The 21918-nt window shown below is 75.1% G+C and carries 25 protein-coding genes; 9 read left to right on the top strand and 16 right to left on the bottom strand.

Going from position 1 to position 21918, the window contains the following annotated elements; translation table 11 throughout:
• Positions 1–6 precede the first annotated feature (6 nt).
• Genes ACVJO7_RS32075 through ACVJO7_RS32065 form a run of 3 tightly spaced genes read right to left on the bottom strand, consistent with a single transcriptional unit; the run spans position 7 to position 3139 of the window.
• The gene (locus tag ACVJO7_RS32075; RefSeq protein WP_491676061.1) at positions 7–1161 is read right to left on the bottom strand and encodes a CaiB/BaiF CoA transferase family protein; all 1155 of its coding nucleotides are present in this window, start codon (positions 1159–1161) and stop codon (positions 7–9) included.
• Positions 1161–2141 (bottom strand): MBL fold metallo-hydrolase, encoded by a 981-nt coding sequence (locus ACVJO7_RS32070; RefSeq protein WP_491676060.1) that lies wholly within the window; start codon positions 2139–2141, stop codon positions 1161–1163. The genes ACVJO7_RS32075 and ACVJO7_RS32070 overlap by 1 nt, the downstream gene beginning before the upstream one ends.
• The gene (locus tag ACVJO7_RS32065; protein WP_491676059.1) at positions 2141–3139 is read right to left on the bottom strand and encodes a cyclase family protein; all 999 of its coding nucleotides are present in this window, start codon (positions 3137–3139) and stop codon (positions 2141–2143) included. The genes ACVJO7_RS32070 and ACVJO7_RS32065 overlap by 1 nt, the downstream gene beginning before the upstream one ends.
• A gap of 303 nt (positions 3140–3442) precedes the next feature.
• On the opposite strand from ACVJO7_RS32065, the gene ACVJO7_RS32060 reads away from it, so the two are divergent.
• Positions 3443–4153, top strand: coding sequence for an ATP-binding cassette domain-containing protein (locus ACVJO7_RS32060; RefSeq protein ID WP_491676058.1), 711 nt, complete (start codon positions 3443–3445; stop codon positions 4151–4153).
• Here ACVJO7_RS32060 and ACVJO7_RS32055 read toward each other — a convergent pair.
• The 6 genes from ACVJO7_RS32055 to ACVJO7_RS32030 form a co-directional block, all read right to left on the bottom strand.
• Positions 4140–4784: a response regulator gene (locus tag ACVJO7_RS32055; protein ID WP_491676057.1), complete on the bottom strand. Its 645-nt coding sequence runs from the start codon at positions 4782–4784 to the stop codon at positions 4140–4142. The two genes, ACVJO7_RS32060 and ACVJO7_RS32055, sit on opposite strands and share 14 nt — an antisense overlap.
• Positions 4781–6202 (bottom strand): sensor histidine kinase, encoded by a 1422-nt coding sequence (locus ACVJO7_RS32050; protein ID WP_491676056.1) that lies wholly within the window; start codon positions 6200–6202, stop codon positions 4781–4783. The genes ACVJO7_RS32055 and ACVJO7_RS32050 overlap by 4 nt, the downstream gene beginning before the upstream one ends.
• Complete coding sequence (locus ACVJO7_RS32045) at positions 6199–6801, bottom strand: phosphatase PAP2 family protein (RefSeq protein WP_491676055.1); 603 nt, start codon at positions 6799–6801, stop codon at positions 6199–6201. The genes ACVJO7_RS32050 and ACVJO7_RS32045 overlap by 4 nt, the downstream gene beginning before the upstream one ends.
• Before the next feature lie 69 nt (positions 6802–6870).
• Entirely contained in the window at positions 6871–7254 is a 384-nt protein-coding gene (locus tag ACVJO7_RS32040; protein WP_491676054.1) for an STAS domain-containing protein, read from the bottom strand.
• Complete coding sequence (locus ACVJO7_RS32035; protein WP_358489275.1) at positions 7251–7841, bottom strand: Asp23/Gls24 family envelope stress response protein; 591 nt, start codon at positions 7839–7841, stop codon at positions 7251–7253. Before ACVJO7_RS32035 ends, ACVJO7_RS32040 begins: the two co-directional genes overlap by 4 nt.
• Positions 7838–8389 carry an RNA polymerase sigma factor gene (locus ACVJO7_RS32030; RefSeq protein WP_491676053.1) on the bottom strand — a complete coding sequence of 184 codons (552 nt, stop codon included), beginning with the start codon at positions 8387–8389 and terminating at the stop codon, positions 7838–7840. Before ACVJO7_RS32030 ends, ACVJO7_RS32035 begins: the two co-directional genes overlap by 4 nt.
• Before the next feature lie 244 nt (positions 8390–8633).
• Here ACVJO7_RS32030 and ACVJO7_RS32025 point away from each other — a divergent pair, with 244 nt between their 5' ends.
• A complete protein-coding gene (locus tag ACVJO7_RS32025; protein WP_491676052.1) occupies positions 8634–8942 on the top strand; it encodes a DUF4180 domain-containing protein in 309 nt (102 codons plus the stop codon).
• Positions 8939–10003 carry a winged helix DNA-binding domain-containing protein gene (locus tag ACVJO7_RS32020; protein ID WP_491676051.1) on the top strand — a complete coding sequence of 355 codons (1065 nt, stop codon included), beginning with the start codon at positions 8939–8941 and terminating at the stop codon, positions 10001–10003. Before ACVJO7_RS32025 ends, ACVJO7_RS32020 begins: the two co-directional genes overlap by 4 nt.
• 9 nt (positions 10004–10012) lie before the next feature.
• On the opposite strand, the gene nhaA is transcribed toward ACVJO7_RS32020, so the two are convergent.
• Positions 10013–11353 carry a Na+/H+ antiporter NhaA gene (gene nhaA, locus ACVJO7_RS32015; protein WP_491676050.1) on the bottom strand — a complete coding sequence of 447 codons (1341 nt, stop codon included), beginning with the start codon at positions 11351–11353 and terminating at the stop codon, positions 10013–10015.
• Between the two features lie 29 nt (positions 11354–11382).
• Here nhaA and ACVJO7_RS32010 point away from each other — a divergent pair, with 29 nt between their 5' ends.
• Positions 11383–11934, top strand: coding sequence for a DsbA family protein (locus tag ACVJO7_RS32010; RefSeq protein WP_491676079.1), 552 nt, complete (start codon positions 11383–11385; stop codon positions 11932–11934).
• Here the strand turns inward: ACVJO7_RS32010 and ACVJO7_RS32005 are convergent.
• Positions 11924–12787 carry a universal stress protein gene (locus tag ACVJO7_RS32005; RefSeq protein WP_491676049.1) on the bottom strand — a complete coding sequence of 288 codons (864 nt, stop codon included), beginning with the start codon at positions 12785–12787 and terminating at the stop codon, positions 11924–11926. The two genes, ACVJO7_RS32010 and ACVJO7_RS32005, sit on opposite strands and share 11 nt — an antisense overlap.
• Positions 12788–13014: 227 nt before the next feature.
• Between ACVJO7_RS32005 and ACVJO7_RS32000 the strand changes: the two genes are divergently transcribed.
• Positions 13015–14481, top strand: coding sequence for a flavin-containing monooxygenase (locus tag ACVJO7_RS32000; RefSeq protein WP_491676048.1), 1467 nt, complete (start codon positions 13015–13017; stop codon positions 14479–14481).
• Positions 14482–14636: 155 nt separating this feature from the next.
• Here the strand turns inward: ACVJO7_RS32000 and ACVJO7_RS31995 are convergent, their stop codons facing one another.
• A complete protein-coding gene (locus tag ACVJO7_RS31995; protein ID WP_491676047.1) occupies positions 14637–14918 on the bottom strand; it encodes a hypothetical protein in 282 nt (93 codons plus the stop codon).
• A 424-nt stretch (positions 14919–15342) separates the two neighbouring features.
• On the opposite strand from ACVJO7_RS31995, the gene ACVJO7_RS31990 reads away from it, so the two are divergent.
• Together ACVJO7_RS31990 and ACVJO7_RS31985 are read left to right on the top strand one after the other, a co-directional pair.
• Positions 15343–15897 carry a MerR family transcriptional regulator gene (locus ACVJO7_RS31990; RefSeq protein WP_491676046.1) on the top strand — a complete coding sequence of 185 codons (555 nt, stop codon included), beginning with the start codon at positions 15343–15345 and terminating at the stop codon, positions 15895–15897.
• Between the two features lie 67 nt (positions 15898–15964).
• Positions 15965–18073: an AMP-binding protein gene (locus ACVJO7_RS31985; RefSeq protein WP_491676045.1), complete on the top strand. Its 2109-nt coding sequence runs from the start codon at positions 15965–15967 to the stop codon at positions 18071–18073.
• Positions 18074–18082: 9 nt separating this feature from the next.
• Here ACVJO7_RS31985 and ACVJO7_RS31980 read toward each other — a convergent pair whose 3' ends face one another.
• From ACVJO7_RS31980 to ACVJO7_RS31965, 4 genes are read right to left on the bottom strand one after another with little or no spacing between them, the layout of a single operon-like run.
• A complete protein-coding gene (locus ACVJO7_RS31980) occupies positions 18083–18232 on the bottom strand; it encodes a hypothetical protein (protein WP_344019670.1) in 150 nt (49 codons plus the stop codon).
• A gap of 50 nt (positions 18233–18282) precedes the next feature.
• Complete coding sequence (locus tag ACVJO7_RS31975; RefSeq protein ID WP_344019842.1) at positions 18283–19023, bottom strand: HAD-IIA family hydrolase; 741 nt, start codon at positions 19021–19023, stop codon at positions 18283–18285.
• A gap of 49 nt (positions 19024–19072) precedes the next feature.
• Positions 19073–19888: an Fpg/Nei family DNA glycosylase gene (locus ACVJO7_RS31970; RefSeq protein WP_491676044.1), complete on the bottom strand. Its 816-nt coding sequence runs from the start codon at positions 19886–19888 to the stop codon at positions 19073–19075.
• Complete coding sequence (locus ACVJO7_RS31965) at positions 19888–20355, bottom strand: ribose-5-phosphate isomerase (RefSeq protein WP_344019674.1); 468 nt, start codon at positions 20353–20355, stop codon at positions 19888–19890. The genes ACVJO7_RS31970 and ACVJO7_RS31965 overlap by 1 nt, the downstream gene beginning before the upstream one ends.
• An 18-nt stretch (positions 20356–20373) precedes the next feature.
• On the opposite strand from ACVJO7_RS31965, the gene ACVJO7_RS31960 reads away from it, so the two are divergent.
• Positions 20374–21033 (top strand): DUF429 domain-containing protein, encoded by a 660-nt coding sequence (locus ACVJO7_RS31960; protein ID WP_491676043.1) that lies wholly within the window; start codon positions 20374–20376, stop codon positions 21031–21033.
• Between the two features lie 27 nt (positions 21034–21060).
• Positions 21061–21780 carry an MBL fold metallo-hydrolase gene (locus tag ACVJO7_RS31955; protein WP_344019678.1) on the top strand — a complete coding sequence of 240 codons (720 nt, stop codon included), beginning with the start codon at positions 21061–21063 and terminating at the stop codon, positions 21778–21780.
• Positions 21781–21918: the final 138 nt, after the last annotated feature.

Genomic DNA, 21918 nt, shown 5'->3' with positions numbered 1-21918 from the left:
ACCGGCTCAGGCCGGCTCGGTCCGCTCCGGGAGGAGGTCGGCGGTGTGCTCGCCCAGCCCCGGCACGGCCGGTGTCCCGCGCCGCGCGTCCGGGGCCGACCGGAACGGCGTCGCGACCACCGAGACCCGGCCGCCGTCGGGCAGTCGCGCGGGGCGCCAGCGCCCGGTCTCGGCCAGCTGCGGATGCCGGGCCACGGCGGCGACCGAGTTGAGCCGCCCCCAGGGCACCCCCGACCGGTCGAGCGCCTGCTCCAGGTCGGCGGCGGGCCGCTGCGACACGGCCGCGGCGACCGACGACTCCACGAGATCGCGGTGCTCGAGCCGCCCGGCGTTGTGCACGAGCCGGGGATCGCGGGCGAGCTCGTCGAGCCCGAGCAGCAGGCACAGCTGCACCCACTGCCGGTCGTTCTGCACCGCGACGTTGAGCGTGACGTCGTCGGCCGTCGTGAACGGGCCGTAGGGTGTGATCGACGCGTGCCGGGTGCCGGCGGGCTCGATGTCCACCCCGCCTTCGCGATGGGCGATCAGCAGCGGGCTCATCCACTCGGTGAGCACGTCGAACATGGAGACGTGCACCCGCCCGCCCCGGCCGGTGCGGTCACGGTCGCGCAGCGCGGCCAGGATGGCCGCCGTCGCGTAGATGCCGCCGCCCAGGTCGGCGAGCGACACCCCGGGTTTCGCCGGCCTGCCGGGCAGGCCGGTGCTGGCGGTCACCCCCGCCTCGCCCTGGACCAGCAGGTCGAACGCCTTGCGGTCACGGTAGGGCCCGTCCGGGCCGTACCCGCTGATCCGGCAGGTGACCAGGCGCGGGTTGAGGGCGTCGAGCTCGTCGTCGGTGACGATGCGCTCCACCGCTCCGGGCCCGAGGTTGGAGAGGAAGACGTCGGCGTCGCGCAGCAGGGTGTCCAGCGCCCGCCTGCCCTCGGCCGTCTTGACGTCGAGCACCACCGAGCGCTTCCCGTAGTTCAACCAGACGAAGTGCGAGGCGTGGCCGCGGGCGAACGTGTCGTAGCCGCGGGCGAAGTCCCCGCCGTCCGGCCGTTCGATCTTGACGACGTCGGCCCCGAGATCGGCCAGGTGACGTGAGCACAGGGGGGCGGCGACCGCCTGCTCCAGCGCCACCACCCTCAGCCCGGCCAGCGGCCCGCGGGAGGTGTCCATCAGAACCTCAGGACGGTGCCGACGGAGGGCTGCAGGTACCGGTCCGGCACCGCCGCCCGGAACGTCGCGTGCGTGTGCAGGCCGCTGCAGTGCATCGGCACGATGTGCCGCACATCCCGCTCGCGCATGCCGTCGAGGGTCAGGTCGACGTTGTCGTGCGGCGTCGTCGGGAACCCGAGATGGAACCCGCCCATCACCGCGAGGATCGGCTCGGGGCCGCAGATCGCCCGCGCCCGGTCGACGGTGTTGAGCACTCCCGCGTGTGCGCACCCGGTGAGCACGATCAGGCCCTTGCCCTTGACGTCGATCACCAGGCCCTGCTCGTCGTGCACCCGGTCCAGCCCGTAACCGCCGTCGGCCCGGACCTGGTAGAGGCCCGGCGCGTGGTCGGCCGGTGGCTCGACCGGCCCTTCGAACGGAACCTGTCTCGGGATGTACCCGGTGGTGTAGAGGCCGCAGCCGAGGTCCATCGCGCCCGAGCCCAGGACGGGGCGCCCGCCGCGGCGTTCGATGCCGTCGAGGGTGAATCCCTGGTTGTAGTAGGCCGACGTGCGGCCGTCGCCCATCACGGCGTAGCGCGGCAGGAAGGCGTCCTGGTGCGTGGCGACCGGGACGGTGACGTCGAGCGCGTCGAGGAAGGAGTCGAGGCCGCCGTAGTGGTCCGGGTGACCGTGGCTGATCACGACGTGCCCGATCCGTCGTGGATCGATCCCGAGCGACCGGAGGTTGTGCAGCAGGACCGACCCGGTCAGGCCGACGTCGAACAGCACGGTCGACTCGTGCCGTCCGCGCCGTGCCGTGACGAGCAGGCTGATGCCGTTCTCCGCCTGTGGCGGGATGCGTCGCAGGTCGAAGTGCTCGATCAGGCCGGACCGGACGCAGTGGCCCCCGTCGCCCAGGTCGAGATCCGGGAGCAGCATGTCGACCCAGTTCTCCACCAGGACCGTGATCTCGACCGAGTCGGCCCGGAACGGGCTCATCAGAAGACCGCCAGCGGGTTGATCGGCGATCCGACCGCGCCGGTGATCGGCAACGGCGGGGCCGTGAAGAAGAACTCGTGGCGCCCCTCCTCGAGGCACGCCGTCGCGAGCGCCTCCAGGTCGAAGATCTCGCCGATCGTCATGCCGGCGTTGACCAGCAGGATCAGGTGCAGCGGCTGGAAGACGCCGGGGGTCTCGTTGGGGAGCACCTCGGCGCCCCAGGTGTCGGTGGCCAGCGCCGCGATCTCGTTCGCGACGAACCAGTGGGCGGCGCTGACACCCAGCCCCGGGGCCGGACCGGAGTCGTACTCGCCCCAGGTCCCGGTGGCGCGCACCTGCGCGATCTGCCCGGTGCGGACCAGCACGACGTCCCCGGACCGGACCTCGACGCCCTGGGCCTCCGCGCAGGCGGCGAGCTCCTCCTCACCGATCGCCTGTCCGGCCTCGAGCCACCGGACACCGCGGTGCCGCGGGATGTCGAGCAGGATCCCCCGGCCCACCACGCCGTCGGCGATGCGGTCGATGCTGTTGACGGTGGCACCCCGGCTGGTCACGTGCTCCAGGCCGTGCCCGTTCCACATCTGACCCCGGTAGAAGATGTGCGCGAGCGCGTCCCACTGGGTGCCGCACTGCAGCGGCATCGACACCGCGTCGTCGGTGTAGCGCAGCACCGCGAGATGGTCCTGGGCGCCGAGGGCGATGTCGCCGCCGTCCTGCAGCATCGAGTGGACGGGGTTCGTCCGGCCACCGAAGCCACCGCTCTGCGGTCCCTTGTCGTCGAACGGCAGGCCGCACGACACCACCCGCCCGGAGCGGATCATCGTGGCGGCGTGGACCAGCACCTCGGGGGTGATGAAGTTCAGGGTGCCGCGCTCGTCGTCGGTGCCCCAGCGGCCCCAGTTCCGATAGCGCAGGCAGAGCTCGTCGACGAGGGCGACCGGCTCCGGGCCGGCCTCGTCGTCCGTGGTTCGGGCAGGTGCCGGGTCGAGTGTGGCCACGTTCGGTCCTCGACTTCCTCGGTGCGGGGGCAGGACCACTGCCCGGTGGCTCGGGAGGGGCCGCCGTGTGCCGGCCTGACCCCACCACGCGTTCGTCGATCGATCGCCACTGTGACCGACGTCCCGACACCCCCGCCATGGACCGGCTGACACATCGCGGGGCCTCGAATGTCCCGGTGAACATGGCCGACGTAGACCAGCACGCCGGGCACACCGGCCCCGCGCGGCGGCGGCCAGGCCGAGCGGATCGAGTTCGACGGCGTCCGGATCACCGGCTGGTGCTACCGGCCGGACGCCCCACCGGTGCTCGACGGGCTCGACCTCACCCTGGAACCGGGCAGCACCACCGCCATCGTCGGCCCGTCCGGCTCCGGGAAGAGCACGATCCTGGCGCTGCTCGCCGGGCTGCACCGTCCCGACCGCGGCACCATCCGGGTCGGCGGCACCGACGTCGCCCAGCTCGACGCCGACGGCCGCCGGGCGCTGGTGTCGATGGTCTTCCAGGACCCGTACCTGTTCGACGGGACGCTGCGCGACAACGTGCTGGTCGGCGCCCCCGGTGCGGACCGGGCGGCGCTGGCCGCGGTGACCGGCGCCGCCCGGGTGGACGCGATCGTCGCCCGGCTGCCCGACGGCGACCGCAGCCGCGTCGGCGAGGCAGGCACGGCGCTGTCCGGCGGCGAGCGCCAGCGGATCGGGATCGCCAGGGCGCTGCTCAAACCGGCCCCGGTGCTGCTGGTCGACGAGGCCACCAGCGCGCTGGACACCGAGAACGAGATCGCCGTCGTCGCGGCGCTCGGCGCGGACCCGCATCCGCGCACCCGGGTGATCGTCGCGCACCGGCTGGCGAGCATCCGGCGCGCCGACCGGGTGCTGTTCGTCGAGGACGGCCGGATCGTCGAGGACGGCACCGTCGCCGGGCTGCGCGCGGCGGGCGGCAGGTTCGCCGGGTTCTGGCGGCACCAGGAGCAGCGCTCGGCCTGGCGGTGGGGCGAGCCCGTCACTCCGGGATGAGGCCGTGCTCGTGCGCGACGATCGCCGCCTGCACCCGGTTGCGCACGCCGAGCCGCTCCAGCACCGCGCTGACGTGCACCTTCACCGTGCCCTCGACGACGTGCAGCTCCCGGCCGATCTCGGCGTTCGACAGGCCGGCGCCGAGCAGGCCGAGCACCGCCCGCTCCCGGCCGGTCAGCGCGTCCACCGCGGCCCGGCCGATCCGGGGGCGGCGGCGGGCGTAGAGGTCCAGCACCCGGCGGGCCATCCGCGGGGACAGGTAGGCGCCGCCCGCGGCGACCGCGCGCACCCCGTCGACGATCTCCCGCGGGTCCCCGGTCTTGAGCACGAACCCGCCCGCGCCGTCGGCGAGCGCGCGGACCAGGTAGTCGTCGTCGGCGAAGGTGGTGAGCACCAGGATCGCGCAGCCCAGGTCGCGGCGGGTGATCTCGGCGGCGGCGTCCAGCCCGTCGGTGCCGGGCATCCGGACGTCCAGCACCGCGACGTCCGGCCGGTGCGCGGTGGCCAGCTCGATCGCCTCCCGGCCGTCGCCGGCCTCGGCGACGACCTCGATGCCGGGATCGCTGGCCAGGACCGCCCGCACGCCGACCCGGACGACCGCCTCGTCGTCGGCCAGCAGCACCCGGGTCATGTCCCGATGGTGCCCGGCGCCGTCGCCGACCGGACGACCAGGTCCTTGCCGACCAGCACCCCGTCGGCCCAGCAGAGCCGGCGCAGGTCCGCCGCGCTGGTGCCGAACGGGTCGACGGCCACGCTGTAGTACTCGCACCAGGCGCCCGGCGGCGGTGGGATGCCGGTGCCGTCGGTGCGGGTGCGCATCGGCAGCACGTGCTCGACGGCGGCCCGTTCGGTGCCCGCGGTGAGCGCGTCGAAGGTGTCGGCGGGCAGCACCGACGTCGCCGCGTCGGCGACCCGGTAGGCCGACACCAGCAGCACCGACACGGCGAAGGCGGCGGCGATCCCGCGGACCGCGGTGCTGCGGGAGCGGCGCACGGCACCGAGCGCGACCCGCCGGGCCGCCTCCACCGCGGGCAGGCCGGCGTCGCCGGTGCGGGGCCGCACCGGCAGCCGGACGGTGAGCAGGTGGTCGGCGCCGGACCGGCCGTGCTCCAGCGTCCCGCCGAGCGCGGCGGTCTCGGCGGCCAGCCCGGACAGGCCGCTGCCCGAGCCCGGCGCCGCCGGGCCGGTGCGCACCCCCCTGGTCCGCACGACGACGCCGATCCCGCCGTCGCGGCGGACGATGGACACCTCGGCGGGGGCGTCCCCGGCGTGCTTGACGGCGTTCGTCAGTCCCTCCCGGACCACCCGCTCGACCAGCGCGGACACCTCCGGGTCGGTGCCGTCGAGGGCTGGCGCCGGATCGGCCGGGACCAGCTCGACGGCGCGGCCCGCCGTCCGCACGCCGTCGACCACCGCGCGGACGTCGACACCGCCGCCGGTCGGCGCGGCCCGGTCGGCGCCCAGCGCGGACACCGCCTGCGCGAGGTGCTCGGCGGCCGCGGTGACCTGCTCGCGGGCCTCGCCGACGCCGCGCCGGGCCTCGGCGGGCAGGTCGCGGTCCAGCTCCAGCGCGCCGAGCCGCAGCGCGGCCCGCGCCAGGTCGTGCCCGACCAGGTCGTGCATGCCGGCGGCGAGCCGGGCCCGCTCGCGCATCCGGGCCTCGTACTCGGCGGTGCGGGCCTGCTCCTCCCACTGTGCGGCGAACCGCCAGCCCGCGTTGCCCAGCGCCGCCCGCTCCCGGAACCAGCGGCCCACCAGCCAGGGGCACCACAGCAGCACGCCGAGCCCGATCGCGGCGGCCAGCGCGGTGTCGACGCCGCCGGTCGCGGCGTGGGCGACGACCGCCCCGGCGGGCGGGACCAGCGCCGGGAACCAGGCCGAGTGCCGGTCCCCGAAGCGGCCGGCGATCCCGCCGGCAGCCAGCACGAGGGGCGCGAGCGCGGTCGCCGCGAACAGGCTCTCCCGGGCACCGAGGAGCAGCCACAGCACCAGCCAGCAGGCCGACGCGAGCACCACCCCGGCGCCGATCGCGGCGCCGCGCTCGCTCACCGGCGCACCGCGGGGTGGCCGGGTCGCAGGCGTGCGGCGAGCGTCCCGACGAGCGTGAGGGTCACGAACGCCACCATGCCACCCAGCGTGAACCCGACGACGACGTCGTGCGGGAAGTGCGCCCCGGCCAGCACCCGCGACCCGGCCGCGGCGAGCCCGCAGAGCACCGCGACCGCGCCCACGGTCCGCGCCCCCAGCCGCAGCGCCACCAGCAGCACGCCGACCGCGAGCGCGCCGGCGACCGTCGCGTGGTTGCTCGGGAACGACCAGCTCCCGGGATCCGGGCACACCCCCCACGCCGGGAAGCCGGCGAGCAGCCGGCACGGCCGGTCCACCGCGAAGGCGTCCTTCAGCAGCTCGTTCAGCTGCCAGGCGAGGACGGCGGCGACCGGCACGGCGAGCACCGTCGCCGTCGTCGCCGGGCCGCTGCGGCGGCCGCGCCACCACAGCCACGTCCACCCGGCCACGACGGTCAGCAGCGCCAGCTCACCGGCCAGCGCGACCACCGTCCCGGTCCGGTCCGGCGCACCGGTGAGCAGGGCGAGGACCCGGGCCAGTGCGGCGGCGCTCGCGTCGGGGACGTCGGGGATCGGTGGCACGGCCGCACCCTCGCCGCCGGACGGGCCCCGGCGGATCCGACGATCGGCACCGGCCACCCCCGACGATCGTCAGGCGGCCGGCTCCCGGTGCCGCGGGCAGGGCGCCCCCGGCCGGTCGCCGACGACGACCCGGGCGGCCACCAGCACCCGCACCACCACCGGCGGACGGCCGGGCCCCAGCCGCAGGTGCCGCCCTTCCCGGTCGGCGTGCCGGCAGCCGGTGAGCACGGCCGCGACGCCGGCGGCCGCCAGGTGGTCGACCCCGGACAGGTCGAGCTCGACGCAGCAGCACCGGTCGAGCCAGCGGATCAGGAACTCGGCGAACGGGGGCGCGGTGGCCGCGTCGAGCCCGCCCCGGCACCGGACCACGACCGACCCGTCGGCGCGGCACTCCGCGGTCGCCCGCAGCGAATCGATCGCGAGCTCCTCGGCCAGCGCGGTCCCGCCGGTCATCGCAGCACGTCGTCGATCACGACGGTCAGCTCCGTGGTGGACAGCCCGGTCAGCGCGCCCACCCGGTCGGCGACGGTCCGCCGGACCCGCTCGGCCAGCGCGTGCAGGTCCTGCCCGTAGTCGGCGGCGAGCACGATCTCGATCGCCGTGCTGGCCCCGGCGACGCCCGCGACGACGCCGTCGCCGGTGCCGTTCGCGTCGAGGGTCCGGCTCAGCGCGACCCGGACCCCGGGCACCGACTGCGCGGACCGGCGGGCGGTCACCACGATCACCCGCGCGGCGATCCGGGTGACGCCGTCCGGGCCGGCCAGCACCGCGTGATCGGGCTCGGACAGCACGCCGCGGATCTGGCGCAGGATCCGGTCGATCCGGCCCTGCGGGGCGGCGACCGGCTGGGCGGCGAGCTCGCGCACCGGCGACCACAGCCGCCCGTACTCGCCCAGCGCCGCCTGGCAGTGCACGCAGCCCTGCTGGTGCCCGTCGCGCCGGTCCGCCCGACCGGCCGCGACCTGGTCGAGCAGCTCGTCCACCGAACGCCCGCAGGCCAGCCGGTCGCCCGTCCCGGCGACCTCGTCGTGGCTGGTCATGCCCACTCCCGCAGGGTGTCGAGGAGCCGTCGTCGCGCCCGGTACAACCGTCCGCGGACCGTCGCCTCGGACACGTTCAGGATGGCTGCCACCTCCTGGTACGTCATCTGCTCGATGTCGACGAGCACCACCGGGGCACGCAGCTCGGCCGGGAGCGCGGTGACCGCGGCGAGCGCCGCGCGGGCGTGCCCCTTCGCCTCCACCTGCAGGTCCGCGCCCGGCGAGACGCCCACGTCCGGATCGTCCAGCGACTCGAACCGGGGACGTCTGTTGATCAGGTTGATGCAGCGGTTCACCACCACCCGGTACAGCCAGGTGGTGAACAGGCTGTCCCCGGCGAAGCCGGTCAGCGCCGTCCACAGCGAGACGACGACGTCCTGCGCGACGTCCTCGGCGTCGTGCGGGTTCCCCACCATCCGCAGCGCGATCCGGTAGATCCGGTCCCGGTGCCTGCGCACCAGCTCCTCGTAGGCATCGACGTCGCCGCCCCTGACCTTCCCGATGAGCCAGTCGTCGGCGGCCGCGTCGAGCCGGTCGTTCTCCCCCACCCGCGGCACCTCGGAGCCCCCTCGTTCGAACGCCCGGCCGGGCCCGCCCCCGGGTGGGCCCGGCCGGTCCGAGGCCCGTGAGACCCCCCGGGTGGCTCACGGGGCGTCGGTCCCCTTCCTCGACATCAGTGGGACACAGGCTGGCGCAGGTCCTCACGGTCCCGGTTCGGTGATGTGCATCATAGTTCTGCACGATCGTGAAAGCCGTTGCCGCGACGGGCGCCGTCCTGCTGTGCTGCTCGGCATGCCCCACGTCCTGACCCTGCCCGCCGACGGCCCCGTGATCGCCTCCGAGGCCGACGCGATCGACGTCCTCGGCGACGCGTTCGGGCAGCAGGCCGAGCTCGTCGAGATCCCGGTGCAGCGGCTCGACCCGGAGTTCTTCCGGCTGCGCAGCGGACTGGCCGGCGCGATCACCCAGAAGTTCGCCCAGTACGGCGTCCGGCTCACCGTGGTCGGTGACATCTCCCGGTGGACCGCGGAGCCCGGCCCGGTCGCCGACTGGGTCCGCGAGGCCAACGAGGGCGCGGGCACGCTGCGGTTCACCGGATGACGGTGCTGGGCCGGCGGGCGCTGAACCGGGCGACGCTCGCCCGCCAGCACCTGCTCGCCCGGCACACCCCGGACCCCGGCGGCGGCTCCGGCGTCGCCGGGACCGTCGCGCACCTCGGCGGCCTGCAGGCCCAGGAGCCCCGCGAGCCCTACACCGGCCTGTGGTCCCGGATCGGGGACTTCGATCCGCGCCCCGCCTCGGCCGCGCTACACGACCGGACACTGGTGCGCACCGTGCTGATCCGCCGGACCGTGCACCTGGTGACGGCCGCCGACTGCCTCGCCTTCCGCGGCCTGTGCCAGCCGATGATCACCCAGCGGACCTGGGGCGCCCGCCGCGCCGAGCTGCCCGGGGTGGACCCGGCCGCGCTCGCCGACGCGGTGCGGCCGCTGTTCGCCGAGACCCCGCGCACCGGCGGCGAGGTCGCCCGGCTGGTCGCCGACCGGTTCCCGGGAGCGGGCCGGGCCGCGCTGGCCGACGCCGCGGTCTCGGTCGTCCCGCTGGTCCAGGTCCCGCCGCGGGGCACCTGGGACGGCGCCGGCCCGGCCCGGCTCACGACCGTCGGCAGCTGGCTGGGCCGCGACCCCGATCCGGAACCGGACGCCGGCCCGCTGGTGCTGCGCTACCTGCGCGCGTTCGGCCCGGCGGCGAGCGCCGACCTGCGCGCCTGGTGCGGGCTGACCGGGCTGCCCGCCGTCGTCGAACGGCTGCGGCCGCGATTGCGGACCTTCCGCGACGAGCGCGGCCGCGAGCTGCTCGACGTCGACGACGCACCCCTGCCCGACCCGGACACCCCGGCGCCGCCGCGGTTCCTGCCCGCCTTCGACAACGCCGTGCTCGGGTTCGACGACCGCAGCCGGATCATCGACGACGCGCACCGCGGCCTGAGCGTCACCGGCGCCCGGTTCGTGCTGGTCGACGGCCGGGTCGCCGGCACCTGGACGACGTCGGGCGACGATCTCGCGGTGCACCCGCTGCGGCCGTTCACCCGGGCCGAGGCCGGTGCCGTCGCCGAGGAGGCGGAACGGCTGCGCGGGTTCCTGACCGCCGGACCGGACTGATCGGGCCGGTCAGTCCACCGGGCGCCACGGCCGCGGCGGCAGCGTCGGCATGCCGCTCGGCGAGCACTGCCCACCGCGCTCCCCGGCCAGCCGGAACACCAGCCAGCCGGACAGCGCCGCCAGGATCGACCCGGTCAGGATGCCGATCTTCGCCTCGGCGATCAGCAGCTCGTCGTCGAGTGCCAGCTCGGTGACGAACAGCGCCACCGTGAACCCGATCCCGGACAGCGCGGACCCGCCCAGCAGCTGGCCCCAGCGCAGCGTGTCCGGCACCCGGCCCAGGCCGGTGCGCAGCACGATCCAGGTGCCCGCCGCGACGCCGATCGGCTTGCCGACCACGAGCCCGAGCACGATGCCCCAGGTCAGCAGGGAGGTCGCGGCCGCGGACAGGGTCTGCGCGTTCAGCAGCACGCCGGCATTGGCGAGCACGAACAGCGGCACGATCACGTAGCTGCTCCACGGCTGGATCCGCTGCTGCAGCCGCTCGTTCGGGGAGACCGCGGTGACCGCGGTGACCTGCGCCGCCCTGGCCCGCTCCGGGGTCGGGTCGAGCAGGAAGTTCTTGCCCGCCCCGATCGCGGCCGCCATGTCCTGCCGGCGCGGCGCGTAGGCGTTCACCAGCAGGCCGAGCGCCACCCCGACGACGCTCGGGTGCACCCCGGAACGCAGCACCGCCAGCCAGGTCAGGATGCCGATCACGGCGTAGAACGGGGTCCGCCAGAACCGGACGTGCCGCAGGCCCAGCAGCCCGGCCAGCAGCACCACCGCGATCAGCAGCGCCACCAGGTCGACCTCGTCGGTGTAGAACAGCGCGATCGCCGCGACCGCACCGATGTCGTCGACGATCGCCAGCGCCAGCAGGAACACCCGCAGCTGGTCCGGGCAGCGCGGGCCGAGCAGCGCCAGCACCCCCAGCATCACGGCGGTGTCGGTGGAGATCGCGATGCCCCACGCCCCGGCCGCCTCCCCACCGGCGTTGAGCGAGAGGAACACCAGCGCCGGGACGACGAGCCCGCCGACCGCGGCGGCCGCCGGTGCGGCGATCGCCCGCACCCCCCGCAGCTCGCCGAGCGTCGTCTCGCGGGCAATCTCCAGGCCCACCGACAGGAAGAACAGCACCATCAGGCCGTCGTTCACCCAGTGCCGCAGGTCCAGTGCCAGCTCGCCGCCGCCGAGCCGGATCGCCAGCTCGGCGTGCCAGAAGTCCTCGTAGCCGGCGCCGACGTTCGCCCAGGCCAGCGCGGTGACCGCCGCGACGACCAGCAGCACCGCCGATCCGGACTCGGTGCCGAGGAAGCGCCGGGCGGCGTCGGAGAGATCGCCGCGCTCGACCAGGGTGGTGACCGCCATGCGACGATCCTGCCGTTGCGCACTGCACGCTGTCTGCAGGAGGTGTCCCCATCAGCCCGCTCGATCCACCGGTCGGCCCGTACGACCACACCCTGGGACCGTCGACGGCGGAGTTCACGCTGGTCGAGTACGGCGACTACGAGTGCCCCTACTGCCGCGCGGCGGTGCCGGTGATCGGGCAGGTCCGGGAACGGCTGGGCGACCGGCTCCGGTTCGCGTTCCGGCACTTCCCGCTGCACGAACTGCACCCGCACGCGCTCGCCGCGGCGCTGGCCGCCGAGATGGCCGCGCTGGAGGGCCGGTTCTGGGAGATGCACGACGCGATGTTCGCCCCCGGCCCGCCCCGGTTGAGCCAGGACGACCTGGCCCGGCACGCCGAGACCGCCGGGGTGCCGCCGGAGCGGGTGCTCTGGCCGGCCACCCGCAAGGTCGAGGACCGGGTGGAGGCCGGGTTCAACGCGGCGGTGCGGGGCGGGGTGCGCGGCACGCCGACCCTGTTCGTCAACGGGCACCAGTACCACGGGGACGTCACCGTCGAGGCCCTGACCGCGGCGCTGGAGCAGGAGCCGGTCAGCTCGTGACGGCCCCCGGCCCGACCAGCAGCACCGGGCACTGCGCGTGCTGGATCAGCGACAGCCCGGTCGACCCCAGCAGCAGCCCGGCGAACCCGCCGCGCCCCCGGGTCGCGACGACCACCAGCGAGGCGTCGGCGCTGCGCGCGGCCAGCGCACGGCTCGGCTCGGAGCGCTCGATCACCCGCTCGACGGCGACGTCCGGATAGCGTTCCGACCAGCCGGCGAGCCGCTCGGCGAGCGCCCGCTCCTCGTCGTCGCGCAGCCGGTCGAAGGCCCCGGCCGCGCGCAGCGCCGGGGACCGGCCGTCGTGCCAGGCGTAGAGCGCGACCAGCCCCGCACCGTGCGCCGACGCCATCGCGAAGGCGTGCTCCAGCGCGGAGTCGGACAGCGGGCCGCCATCCACCCCGACCAGCACCGGGGCGCCGTCCCGGGCCGACCCGCGGACCACCACCACCGGGCACCCTGCGTGCGAGGCGACCGCCAGGACGACCGAGCCGAGCGCGGTGCCGATCCGGCCGCGGCCGGACGAGCCGAGCACCACCAGCGACGCCGTCCCCGACGCCTCGCGCAGCACCGACGACGGCGCCTCCGCGTCCTCCCGGGTCTCGACCGGGACGCCCGGCGCGGCCTGCGCCGCGACGTCCCGGGCCGCGTCGAGGACCGCGCGGGCCTCGTCGCGCATGGCGGCCTCGACGTCGTCGAGCAGGGGTGCGACGGAGGCGTCGGCGTAGAGCCCGGCGACGTCGAACGCGTGGACCAGCTCCAGCCCGGCCCGCCGGTGCGCGGCCTCCGCCGCCGCCCACCGGACCGCGTCGAGCGCCGCGTCCGATCCGTCCACCCCGACGACGATCGCACCCATCACCACCACCCCGTTCCCGGCCGGTTCCGATCTCCGGCCTCCACAGTGCTCCCCCGGACCGCACCCCGCATCCCGGGCCCGCGCGGGCGGTAGCGACAGGTCCGCGCGGGCCGTACCGACAGGCCCGCGCGGGCCGTATCGATGGGCCCGCGCGGGCCGTGCCCGGCACCCACGATCCGTCCGAAGATCGCTACGGTGGCGGCCGCCACTGGTGACAGGGAGGTCCCATGCACGCACCGAGCGTTCTCGTCGTCGGCGCCGGCTTCGGCGGAATCGCCGCGGCGATCGAGCTGCGCGCCCACGGCATCCGGGACGTGACCGTCGTCGACGCCGCCCCCGGCATCGGCGGCACCTGGCTGCACAACACCTACCCGGGTGCCGCCTGCGACGTCCCGAGCCACCTGTACTCGTACTCGTTCGCCCAGCGCACCGACTGGTCGCGGCTCTGCTCACCGCAACCGGAGATCCTGGCCTACCTGCAGGACGTGGCCCGCGAGTTCGGCGTCGCCGACCTGGTCGAGACCGGCGTCCGGATCGTCTCCGCCGACCGGCCCCGCGCGGACGGTCCGTGGACCGCCACCGCCGAGGACGGCCGCACCTGGACCGCGGACGTCCTGATCGTGGCGACCGGCCAGCTCAACCGCCCGGTCGTGCCGGACATCCCCGGCCTCGACACGTTCGCCGGGCACACCTTCCACTCGGCCCGCTGGGACCACGACCACGACCTGCGCGGCCGCCGGGTCGCGGTGATCGGCACCGGGGCGAGCGCGGTCCAGTTCGTGCCCGCGATCGCACCGCAGGTCGGGCAGCTGAGCGTCTTCCAGCGGACCGGGAACTGGTTCCTGCCGCGCCGGAACCGGGCCTTCCCGGCGTGGTGGCGGGCCGCGATCCGGCGGGTCCCCGGCCTGCAACGCTGGCGCCGCCGGTTCATCACCGAGTACTGCGAGTCGATCACCCTGATGATCCGGCACCCGGCCACCTGGGGCCGCGTGGGACGGCTGTACTCGACCCTGTTCATGCGGGCCCAGCTGCGCGACCCGGAGCTGCGGCGCAAGGTCTGGCCGGACTACACCTTCGGCTGCAAGCGGGTGCTGTTCAGCTCGAACTGGCTGCCCGCCCTGCAGCGGGACAACGTGTCCCTGGAGACCGAGAAGGTCACCGCGATCGTGCCGGAGGGGGTGCGCACCGCCGACGGGCGGACGCACGAGGTGGACACGATCATCTGGGGCACCGGGTTCGCGGCCACCGACTTCATGTTCCCGATGGCGGTCACCGGCCCCGGCGGGCGCTCGCTGGCCGACGAGTGGTCCGGCGGCGCGCACGCCTACCTGGGGATGACGGTGCCCGGGTTCCCGTCGATGTTCGTCCTCTACGGACCGAACACCAACACCTCCGGCGGGTCGATCATCCGCTACCTGGAGCACCAGGTCCGCTACGTCCGGGAGACCCTGCAGGAGGCGCAGCGGCGCGGGAGCAGCGCGGTGGAGGTGCGCTCCGACGTCGAGCGGACCTACGACGCGGAGCTGCAGGCCCGGTTCACCGGCACCGCCTGGACCCGCTGCGACTCCTGGTACCGCGACGACACCGGCCGGATCGTCACCAACTGGCCCGGCTACATGCGCGAGTACGACGACCGCACCCGCCGCGTGGACCCCACCGACTACGTCTTCCACGCGCCGTCGCGACCGGCCTGATCCACGGTTCACACGCCGTCGCCGCGGTCCGCACCGGTCGCGGCGGGTGCGGACCGCGGCGCGGGGGTGTGAACCGGCCGCGACGCCGTCCGCCCCGCATCCCGTGGCGGCGGGATACGGGGCGGAGGCTTGCCGGCGTGTTCAGCCGGCGGGTCTCAGCAGCTCGTCGGGTTGTCCCGGTTCTGGGCGGCGCCTCCCCCGAGGATCCCGAGCACGTTGCCCACCGCGGCGTTGATGCCGGGGCAGACGTCGACGTTGTTGAGGACGTTGACGTCGTCGAGGTTCACCAGACCGAACTGGTCGCCCCGGGTGTTGCCGACGTCCTGGACGAACGAGTCGCCGTCGCCGTCGGTGGCCGGAGCCGCCGACGCGAGCGGGCTGAAGGCGACCAGCGCCGCGACGACGGCGATCCCGGTGACCGCGAGCTTCCTGCGCATGTCTCTCTCCCCGATCGTGTGTCCGGTGGGACGGACGTGCCGCACGAGTGCCGTGCGCACTGCCGGGACTTCTGTGCGTCGCGGCAAGCGGACGGTAGGCAGGCGGTCACCGGCGGGGATACGGCAACGACCCGGACGGGTGACCCGGTGACGACCGGTGCCAGAACGGAGGTGTGAAACGGCGCGGACGGGTTCCCGCACGACGACGGACACGGACCGTTCCCGAGCGACCGGCCACCGTCGCACCGGGTGACGACACACCGGGCCGGACGTTCCGCGGCGCACCACCCACCGGAGTGATTCCGTGACGGCGTGTCGCAGGCTCCGGCGTGTCGGCACTTGATCCTCACGCGACGTGAGGCCGCATCGTCGATCCTGCCGTCACGACGTGACGGCCCGACAGGAGGGGTACGGGTGAGGGTGGGTGGTCGCCCTGCGCGAGCTGGGACTGCCGCTGGACACCATCGGGAACCTACTGGCCTCCGGGGCGTTCGGCGCCGTGCTCGCCGCGCACCTGGAGCAGGTCGACGCCCGGCTGGTCGCGCTGCAGTCGCTGCGCGGCACCCTCGCCGGTGTCGTCGAGCGGTTGCAGGACACGCCGGACCCGGCCCCGTCGGACGTACTGAGGATGATCGACGAGGTGAGCAGGGTGAACGAGACCTTCGCGCAGTACTTCACACCCGAGCAGGTCGCCGGGCTGCAGGCCCGGCGGGTCGAGGGCGAGGCGACGGCCGCGCAGTGGCCGGATCTGATCGCGGCGGTGCGGGCCGAGATGGACGCCGGGACCGACCCGTCCCATCCGCGGGTGCGGGCGCTGGCGGACCGGTGGGCGGAGCTGCTGGCGGCGTTCCACCGCGGGGACCCCGAGCTGCGGGCGCGGCTCGACCGGATGCGCACGGAGAACCCCGCCGAGGTGAGCGCGGCGGGCGGTCCGGACCAGGCGATGATCGACTGGATCGGACGGGTGCCGCGCGGCTGAGCGGTGCGGCCGGGATCGGCGGCGCCTACCGTCGGTCCCGGCCGCCCACCCGCCAGGAGACCCGCCGATGACGCCGCGCTTCCCGCCACCCCTGCCCACCCCCGGCGCGACCCCGCTCGCGGCCCGGCTGCGGTCGCTGGCCGCGCAGGCCCCGGACGCCCCGCTCGTCTCGGACGGCGACACCGTGCTCACCCGGGCCGGGTTCGACGCGCGCACCAACCGGCTCGCCCGCGCGTTCGCCGACCGCGGCGTGGCCCACGGCGACCTGGTGTCGATCGCGCTCCCGAACATCGTGCACCACCTGGAGTGCTCGGTCGCGGCGTGGAAGCTCGGCGCGGTCCCGCAGCCGCTCTCGGCGCGGCTGCCCGCCGCCGAGCGGGACGCCGTGCTCGCGGTCGCGCGGCCCGCACTCGTCGTCGACGCCGGGCCTGCCGACCTCACCGGCTTCGACGACGGCCCGCTGCCCGACGTCGTCGGACCGTCCTGGAAGGCGCCCACCTCCGGCGGCAGCACCGGGCGGCCCAAGCTGATCGTCGCCGGGCAGGCCGCCTGTGTGGAGCAGGTGCTGGCCCGGGTCGACGGGCTGCGCATCGACCGCGACGGCGTCCTGCTCTGCACCGCGCCGCTGCACCACAACGCGCCGTACATGTTCTCGCTGATGGCGCTGCTGCAGGGCCATCACGTCGTGCTGATGCAGCGGTTCGACGCGGCCCGCGCACTGTCCCTGGTCGGGGAGCACGGCGTCACCTGGCTCTACGTCGTCCCGACGATGATGGGACGGATGCTGCGGCTGCCCGCCGCGGACTGGGCGGCGGCCGACCTGGGCTCGCTGCGCACCGTGCTGCACGTCGGCGCACCGTGCCCGCCGCAGGTCAAGCGCGGCTGGCTGGAGCGGGTCCCGCCGGAGACGGTGCTGGAGATCTACGCGGGCACCGAGTCACAGGCGGGCACCGCGATCGACGGCCGGGAGTGGCTGGCCCGTCCCGGCTCGGTCGGGCGGGTGGTCAGGGGCCGGATCACGGTGCGCGACGACGACTTCCGCGAGCTGCCGCCCGGCCGCACCGGGGAGATCTGGATGCGTCCCGACGGCCCGCCGACCTACCACTACCTGGGCGCCGCGGCCCGGGAGCGGGACGGCTGGGAGTCGCTCGGCGACATGGGCTCCTTCGACGCCGACGGCTACCTGTACCTCGCCGACCGGCGGGCCGACATGATCCTGGTCGGCGGCGCGAACGTGTACCCGGCCGAGGTCGAGGCGGCGCTGCTGGCGCATCCGGAGGTGCGCGACGCCGTCGTCGTCGGGCTCCCGGACGACGACTACGGCCGGATCGTGCACGCCGTCGTGCAGGCGGACCGGACGGCCGGTCTCGCCGACCGGCTGCGTACGCACATGGCCGGGCTGCTCGGCCCGCCGAAGCTCCCGCGCAGCTACGAGTTCGTCGACCGGCCGCTGCGCGACGACGCCGGCAAGGTCCGCCGCTCCGCGTTCGCCCCGGCCGGGCACAGGAGAGAGGATCGTGCGATGACCGATCTCCTGGGCCGGCTGCGTGACATGCAGGTGTCGTCGCTGTGCGACGCCGACAAGTCGTTCCCGGTGGTGGATCCGGCCATCCGGTCGCTGGTTCCCGGCGTCACGATGGTCGGCCCCGCCGTCACCGTCTCCTGCGTCGACGACCACCTGCCGATGTTCGCCGCGCTGCGCGCCGCCGCGCCCGGGTCGGTGCTGGTGGTCGCCGGGTCCGGCGGCACCCGCGCGGTGGCGGGCGAGCTGTTCGCGAACGAGGCGAAGCGCCGCGGGCTGGCCGGGATCGTCGTCGACGGCCTGGTCCGTGACCTGCGCGGGCTGCGGTCGATCGGGTTCCCGGTGTTCGCCCGGGGCACCTGCCCGGCGTCGGGCAGCACCCGCGATCCGGGCACGGTCGACGAGCCGGTGTCGTTCGGCGGCATCGTGGTGGGGCCCGGCGACATCGTCTGCGGCGACGACGACGGGCTGCTCATCGCCGCCCCGGACCGGCTGGCCGCGGTGATCGACACCGCGGAGGGCATCGAGGCCGCCGAGCGCGCGCTGGTCTCGGCCATGCGCAACGGCCACGACCTGCACTCGCTGACCACGGTCGACGACCACGTGGCCGCGCTGGGCCGCGGCGAGGACAGCGCGCTGGGCTTCCGGGTCTGACCGGCCCGGTCAGGCCGCGGACTCCCAGGTCCACTCCGGCACCATCGGGTCCGTGCAGTCCGGGCACGGCACCGCGACCCCGGCGGTCTCCGCTGCGGGCAGTTCGGCCTCGGTGCCGCAACCGGGGCACCGGCACCAGGACACCTCGTTTCCGTACATGCGTTCGAGGGTGAACCACAACCGTGTGATTCGCAAGCGCACGCGCCGGGTCAGACGTCGTCGACCAGGTCGGCGACCGACGGGACCACCCGCGACGGGCGGAACGGGAAGCGGTCGATCTCCGACTCCCGGGTGATCCCGGTGAGCACCAGCACCGTGCGCATCCCGGCCTCCAGCCCGGCCAGGATGTCGGTGTCCATCCGGTCCCCGATCATCACCGTGGACTCGGAGTGCGCGCCCAGCCGGTTCAGCGCCGCCCGCATCATCAGCGGGTTCGGCTTGCCGACGAAGTAGGGATCCACCCCGGTCGCCTTGGAGATCATCGCCGCCACCGAGCCGGTCGCCGGCAGGATGCCCTCCGGCGACGGGCCGGTCGCGTCCGGGTTGGTGGCGACGAACCGGGAGCCCTTCTCGACCAGCCGCATCGCCGTCGCGATCGAGGAGAAGCTGTAGGTGCGGGTCTCCCCCAGCACGACGTAGTCCGGATTGCGGTCGGTGATGACGTAGCCGACGTCGTGCAGCGCGGTGGTCAGCCCGGCCTCGCCGATCACGTAGGCACTGCCCTGCGGGCGCTGCTCGGACAGGAACGCCGCCGTCGCCAGCGCCGAGGTCCAGATCGACGCCTCGGGCACGTCCAGGCCGGTCGCCTGCAACCGGTACCGCAGGTCACGCGGGGTGTGGATGCTGTTGTTGGTCAGGACGAGGAACGGGACGCCCTTCTCCCGCAGCCGGGACAGCAGCGTGTCCGCGCCCGGGACGATGCTGCCCTCGCGGACGAGGACACCGTCCATGTCGGTCATCCAGCACTCGATCGGCTTCTGCTCCACCACGGGCCGGACCCTAACCGTGTGCCGGCTGGCACGTCGGGCACCAGAACAGGTTCCGCGCGGCGTGCTCGGCGTGTCGCACCGGCGTCCCGCAGACCAGGCAGGGCAGGCCGGCCCGGCGGTAGACGTAGACCTCGCCGCCGTGCCGGTCGCGCCGGCCTGGCTCGCCCCGGCGGCGCGGGTCGTGCTCGGGGGCGACGGTGTCGATCCGCCCGGTCCGCACGCCGTCGCGCATCAGCGCGACCAGGTCCGGCCACATCGCGTCCCAGGTCTCCCGGTCCAGCGACCGGCCGGGCAGCAGCGGATCGAGACCGTGCCGGAACAGCAGCTCGGCCCGGTACACGTTCCCGACCCCGGCGATCACGGCCTGGTCCATCAGCAGCGTGGCCAGCGGGCTGCGCGAGCGCGAGATCCGCTCCCACACCCGTTCCGGATCGGCGTCGCGGCGCAGCGGATCGGGCCCGAGCCGGGCCCGCAGCGCCCGCACCTCGGCCGCGGTGAGCAGCTCGCAGGCGGTCGGGCCGCGCAGGTCGGCGTAGTGCGTCTCGCCGACCAGCCGCATCCGCAGCTGCCCGACCGGCTCCGGCGCCGGCAGCTCGTGCTCGACGAACGTCCCGTACAGCCCGAGATGGACGTGCACGACGCGCCCGGCGCCGTACCGGTGGAACAGGTGCTTGCCGTGCGCCTCGGCGCCGGTCATCACCTCGCCGTCGAGCAGCGCGGCGGACGCCGCGAACCGGCCCTGCGGGCTGGACACCGCGACCGGCCGCTTCACGAACAGCCTGCGGTGCAGCCGCGCGAGGCGGTGCAGCGTGTGCCCCTCCGGCACTAGCTCGGAAGCTCGATCTCGCCGGTGCGCTCGTAGTCGAGCATCTGGTCGATCCGCCGCTGGTGCCGCTCGTCGCCGGAGAACGGGGTGGCGAGGAAGGCGTCGACGATCGCGACGACCTCGGCGAACGGGTGCTGGCGGGCGCCGACGCCGATCACCTGGGCGTCGTTGTGCTCCCGGGCCAGCGTCGCGGTGGCCTCGTTCCAGGCCAGCGCGGCCCGGATGCCCTGCACCTTGTTCGCGGCGATCTGCTCGCCGTTGCCGGACCCGCCCAGCACGATCCCGAGCGATCCCGGGTCCCCGACGACCCGGCGGGCCGTCTCGATGCACCAGGCGGGGTAGTCGTCGAGGGCGTCGTACGTCGGGGCCCCGACGTCGACCGCCTCGTGGCCCTGTCCGGTCAGGTGCTCGACGAGCTTGCCCTTGACCTCGAAACCGGCGTGGTCACTGCCCAGGTAGACGCGCACGGGGCAGGATCCTCCCCCATGCGCGTCGGCGGGGTGGACGGGGTCCCTGGGGGCTGGGTGGTGTGCGTGCTCTCCGGCACCGGCCGGGCACGGCGGGTGAGCTGGTCGGTGCTGCCGGACGCGGCCGCTGTGCTGGAGACGACCGCCGGCTGCGACGCCGTCGGCATCGACATCCCGCTGGCGCTCCCGGCCGGTGGCGAGCGGCGGCCGGCCGAGGTCGCGGCGGCCGCCCGGCTGGGGACCGCCCGCTCCTCGCTGTTCCCCACCCCGCCGGAGCAGGTGCTGGCGGCCCGGACCTACGCCGACGCCTGCGCCGCCGCGCAGCGGATCACCGGCCGGAAGATCAGCGTGCAGACCTGGAACATCGTGCCGAAGATCCGCGAGTTCCAGCGGCTGGAGCTGCCGGGATCGGTGGTGGAGACGCACCCGGAGCTCTCCTTCCGCACGATGGCCCCGGAGACCGGCTTCGGCTCCAAGAAGACCGCCCGCGGCGCCGGGCAGCGGATCGCCGCGCTCGCCGGGTGGGTCGATCCGGCCCGGCTGCTCGGCGACCTGCCCGGTGCCGCCCGGCTCGACGACGTGCTGGATGCGCTGGCCTGCGCCTGGACCGCCGAACGGGTCGTCCGCGGCACCGCGGAGCACCTGGGCACCCCGCCGCACGACACGATCGCGGTCTGACCCGATCACCGGGGCAGGATGGGCGGTGTGGACGGGAGCTGGACCGAACTCGCCGACGGCGTCCTCGCCCGCAGGCACGCCGAGCTGGACCTGACCACCGGGCTCGTCCTGGGCACCGACCGGGCGCTGGTGATCGACACCCGGGGCGACGACGTGCAGGGCGCCGAGCTGGCCGCCGCCGTCCGGGAGCTGACCGCCCTGCCGGTACTGGTGGCGATCACCCACGCGCACTTCGACCACTGTTTCGGGACGTCGGCGTTCCCCGGCTCGCCGGTCCACGCGCAGGCGGGCTGCGCCGCGGCGATCGCGGTGACCGCGGCCGCCCAGCGGGCGCAGTGGGTCCGGCACTACCGCGAGGCCGGGGACACCGGCACCGCCGACGCGCTGGCCGGCACCGTGCCGGTGCTCCCGGACCGGCCGGTCTGCCCGCGCCCGGGCAGCACGCACACCCTCGACCTGGGCGGGCGCCGGGTGGAGCTGCTGCATCCCGGACCCGCGCACACCGGGCACGATCTGGCCGTGCACGTCCCGGACGCCGCCGTGCTGTTCGCCGGTGACCTGCTGGAGAACGGCAACCCGCCCGCGGTCGGCCCGGACGCCTACCCGGGCCGCTGGGCCGGCGCCCTGGCCGCGCTGCTCACCCGGGGCGCGCGGCGGTACGTCCCCGGGCACGGCGACCCGATGACGCCGGGCGAGGCGGCCCGCCAGCAGGCGGACCTGGCCCGGCTCGCGCGGGCCTCACCCTGACCGGCCCCGGTCGTGCAGCGGTTCCGTCCGGTGCAGGTAGGAATGCCCGGTCGGGGTGGTGGTGCGGGTGCCCTCGGCGGTCGGCTCGACCCACCAGCCGGGCTGCTCACGCAACTGATTGTGCCACTCGCAGACCGC

The sequence above is a fragment of the Pseudonocardia sp. DxW genome, assembly GCF_058448985.1.
This window is presented reverse-complemented; position numbering and strand designations above follow the sequence as displayed.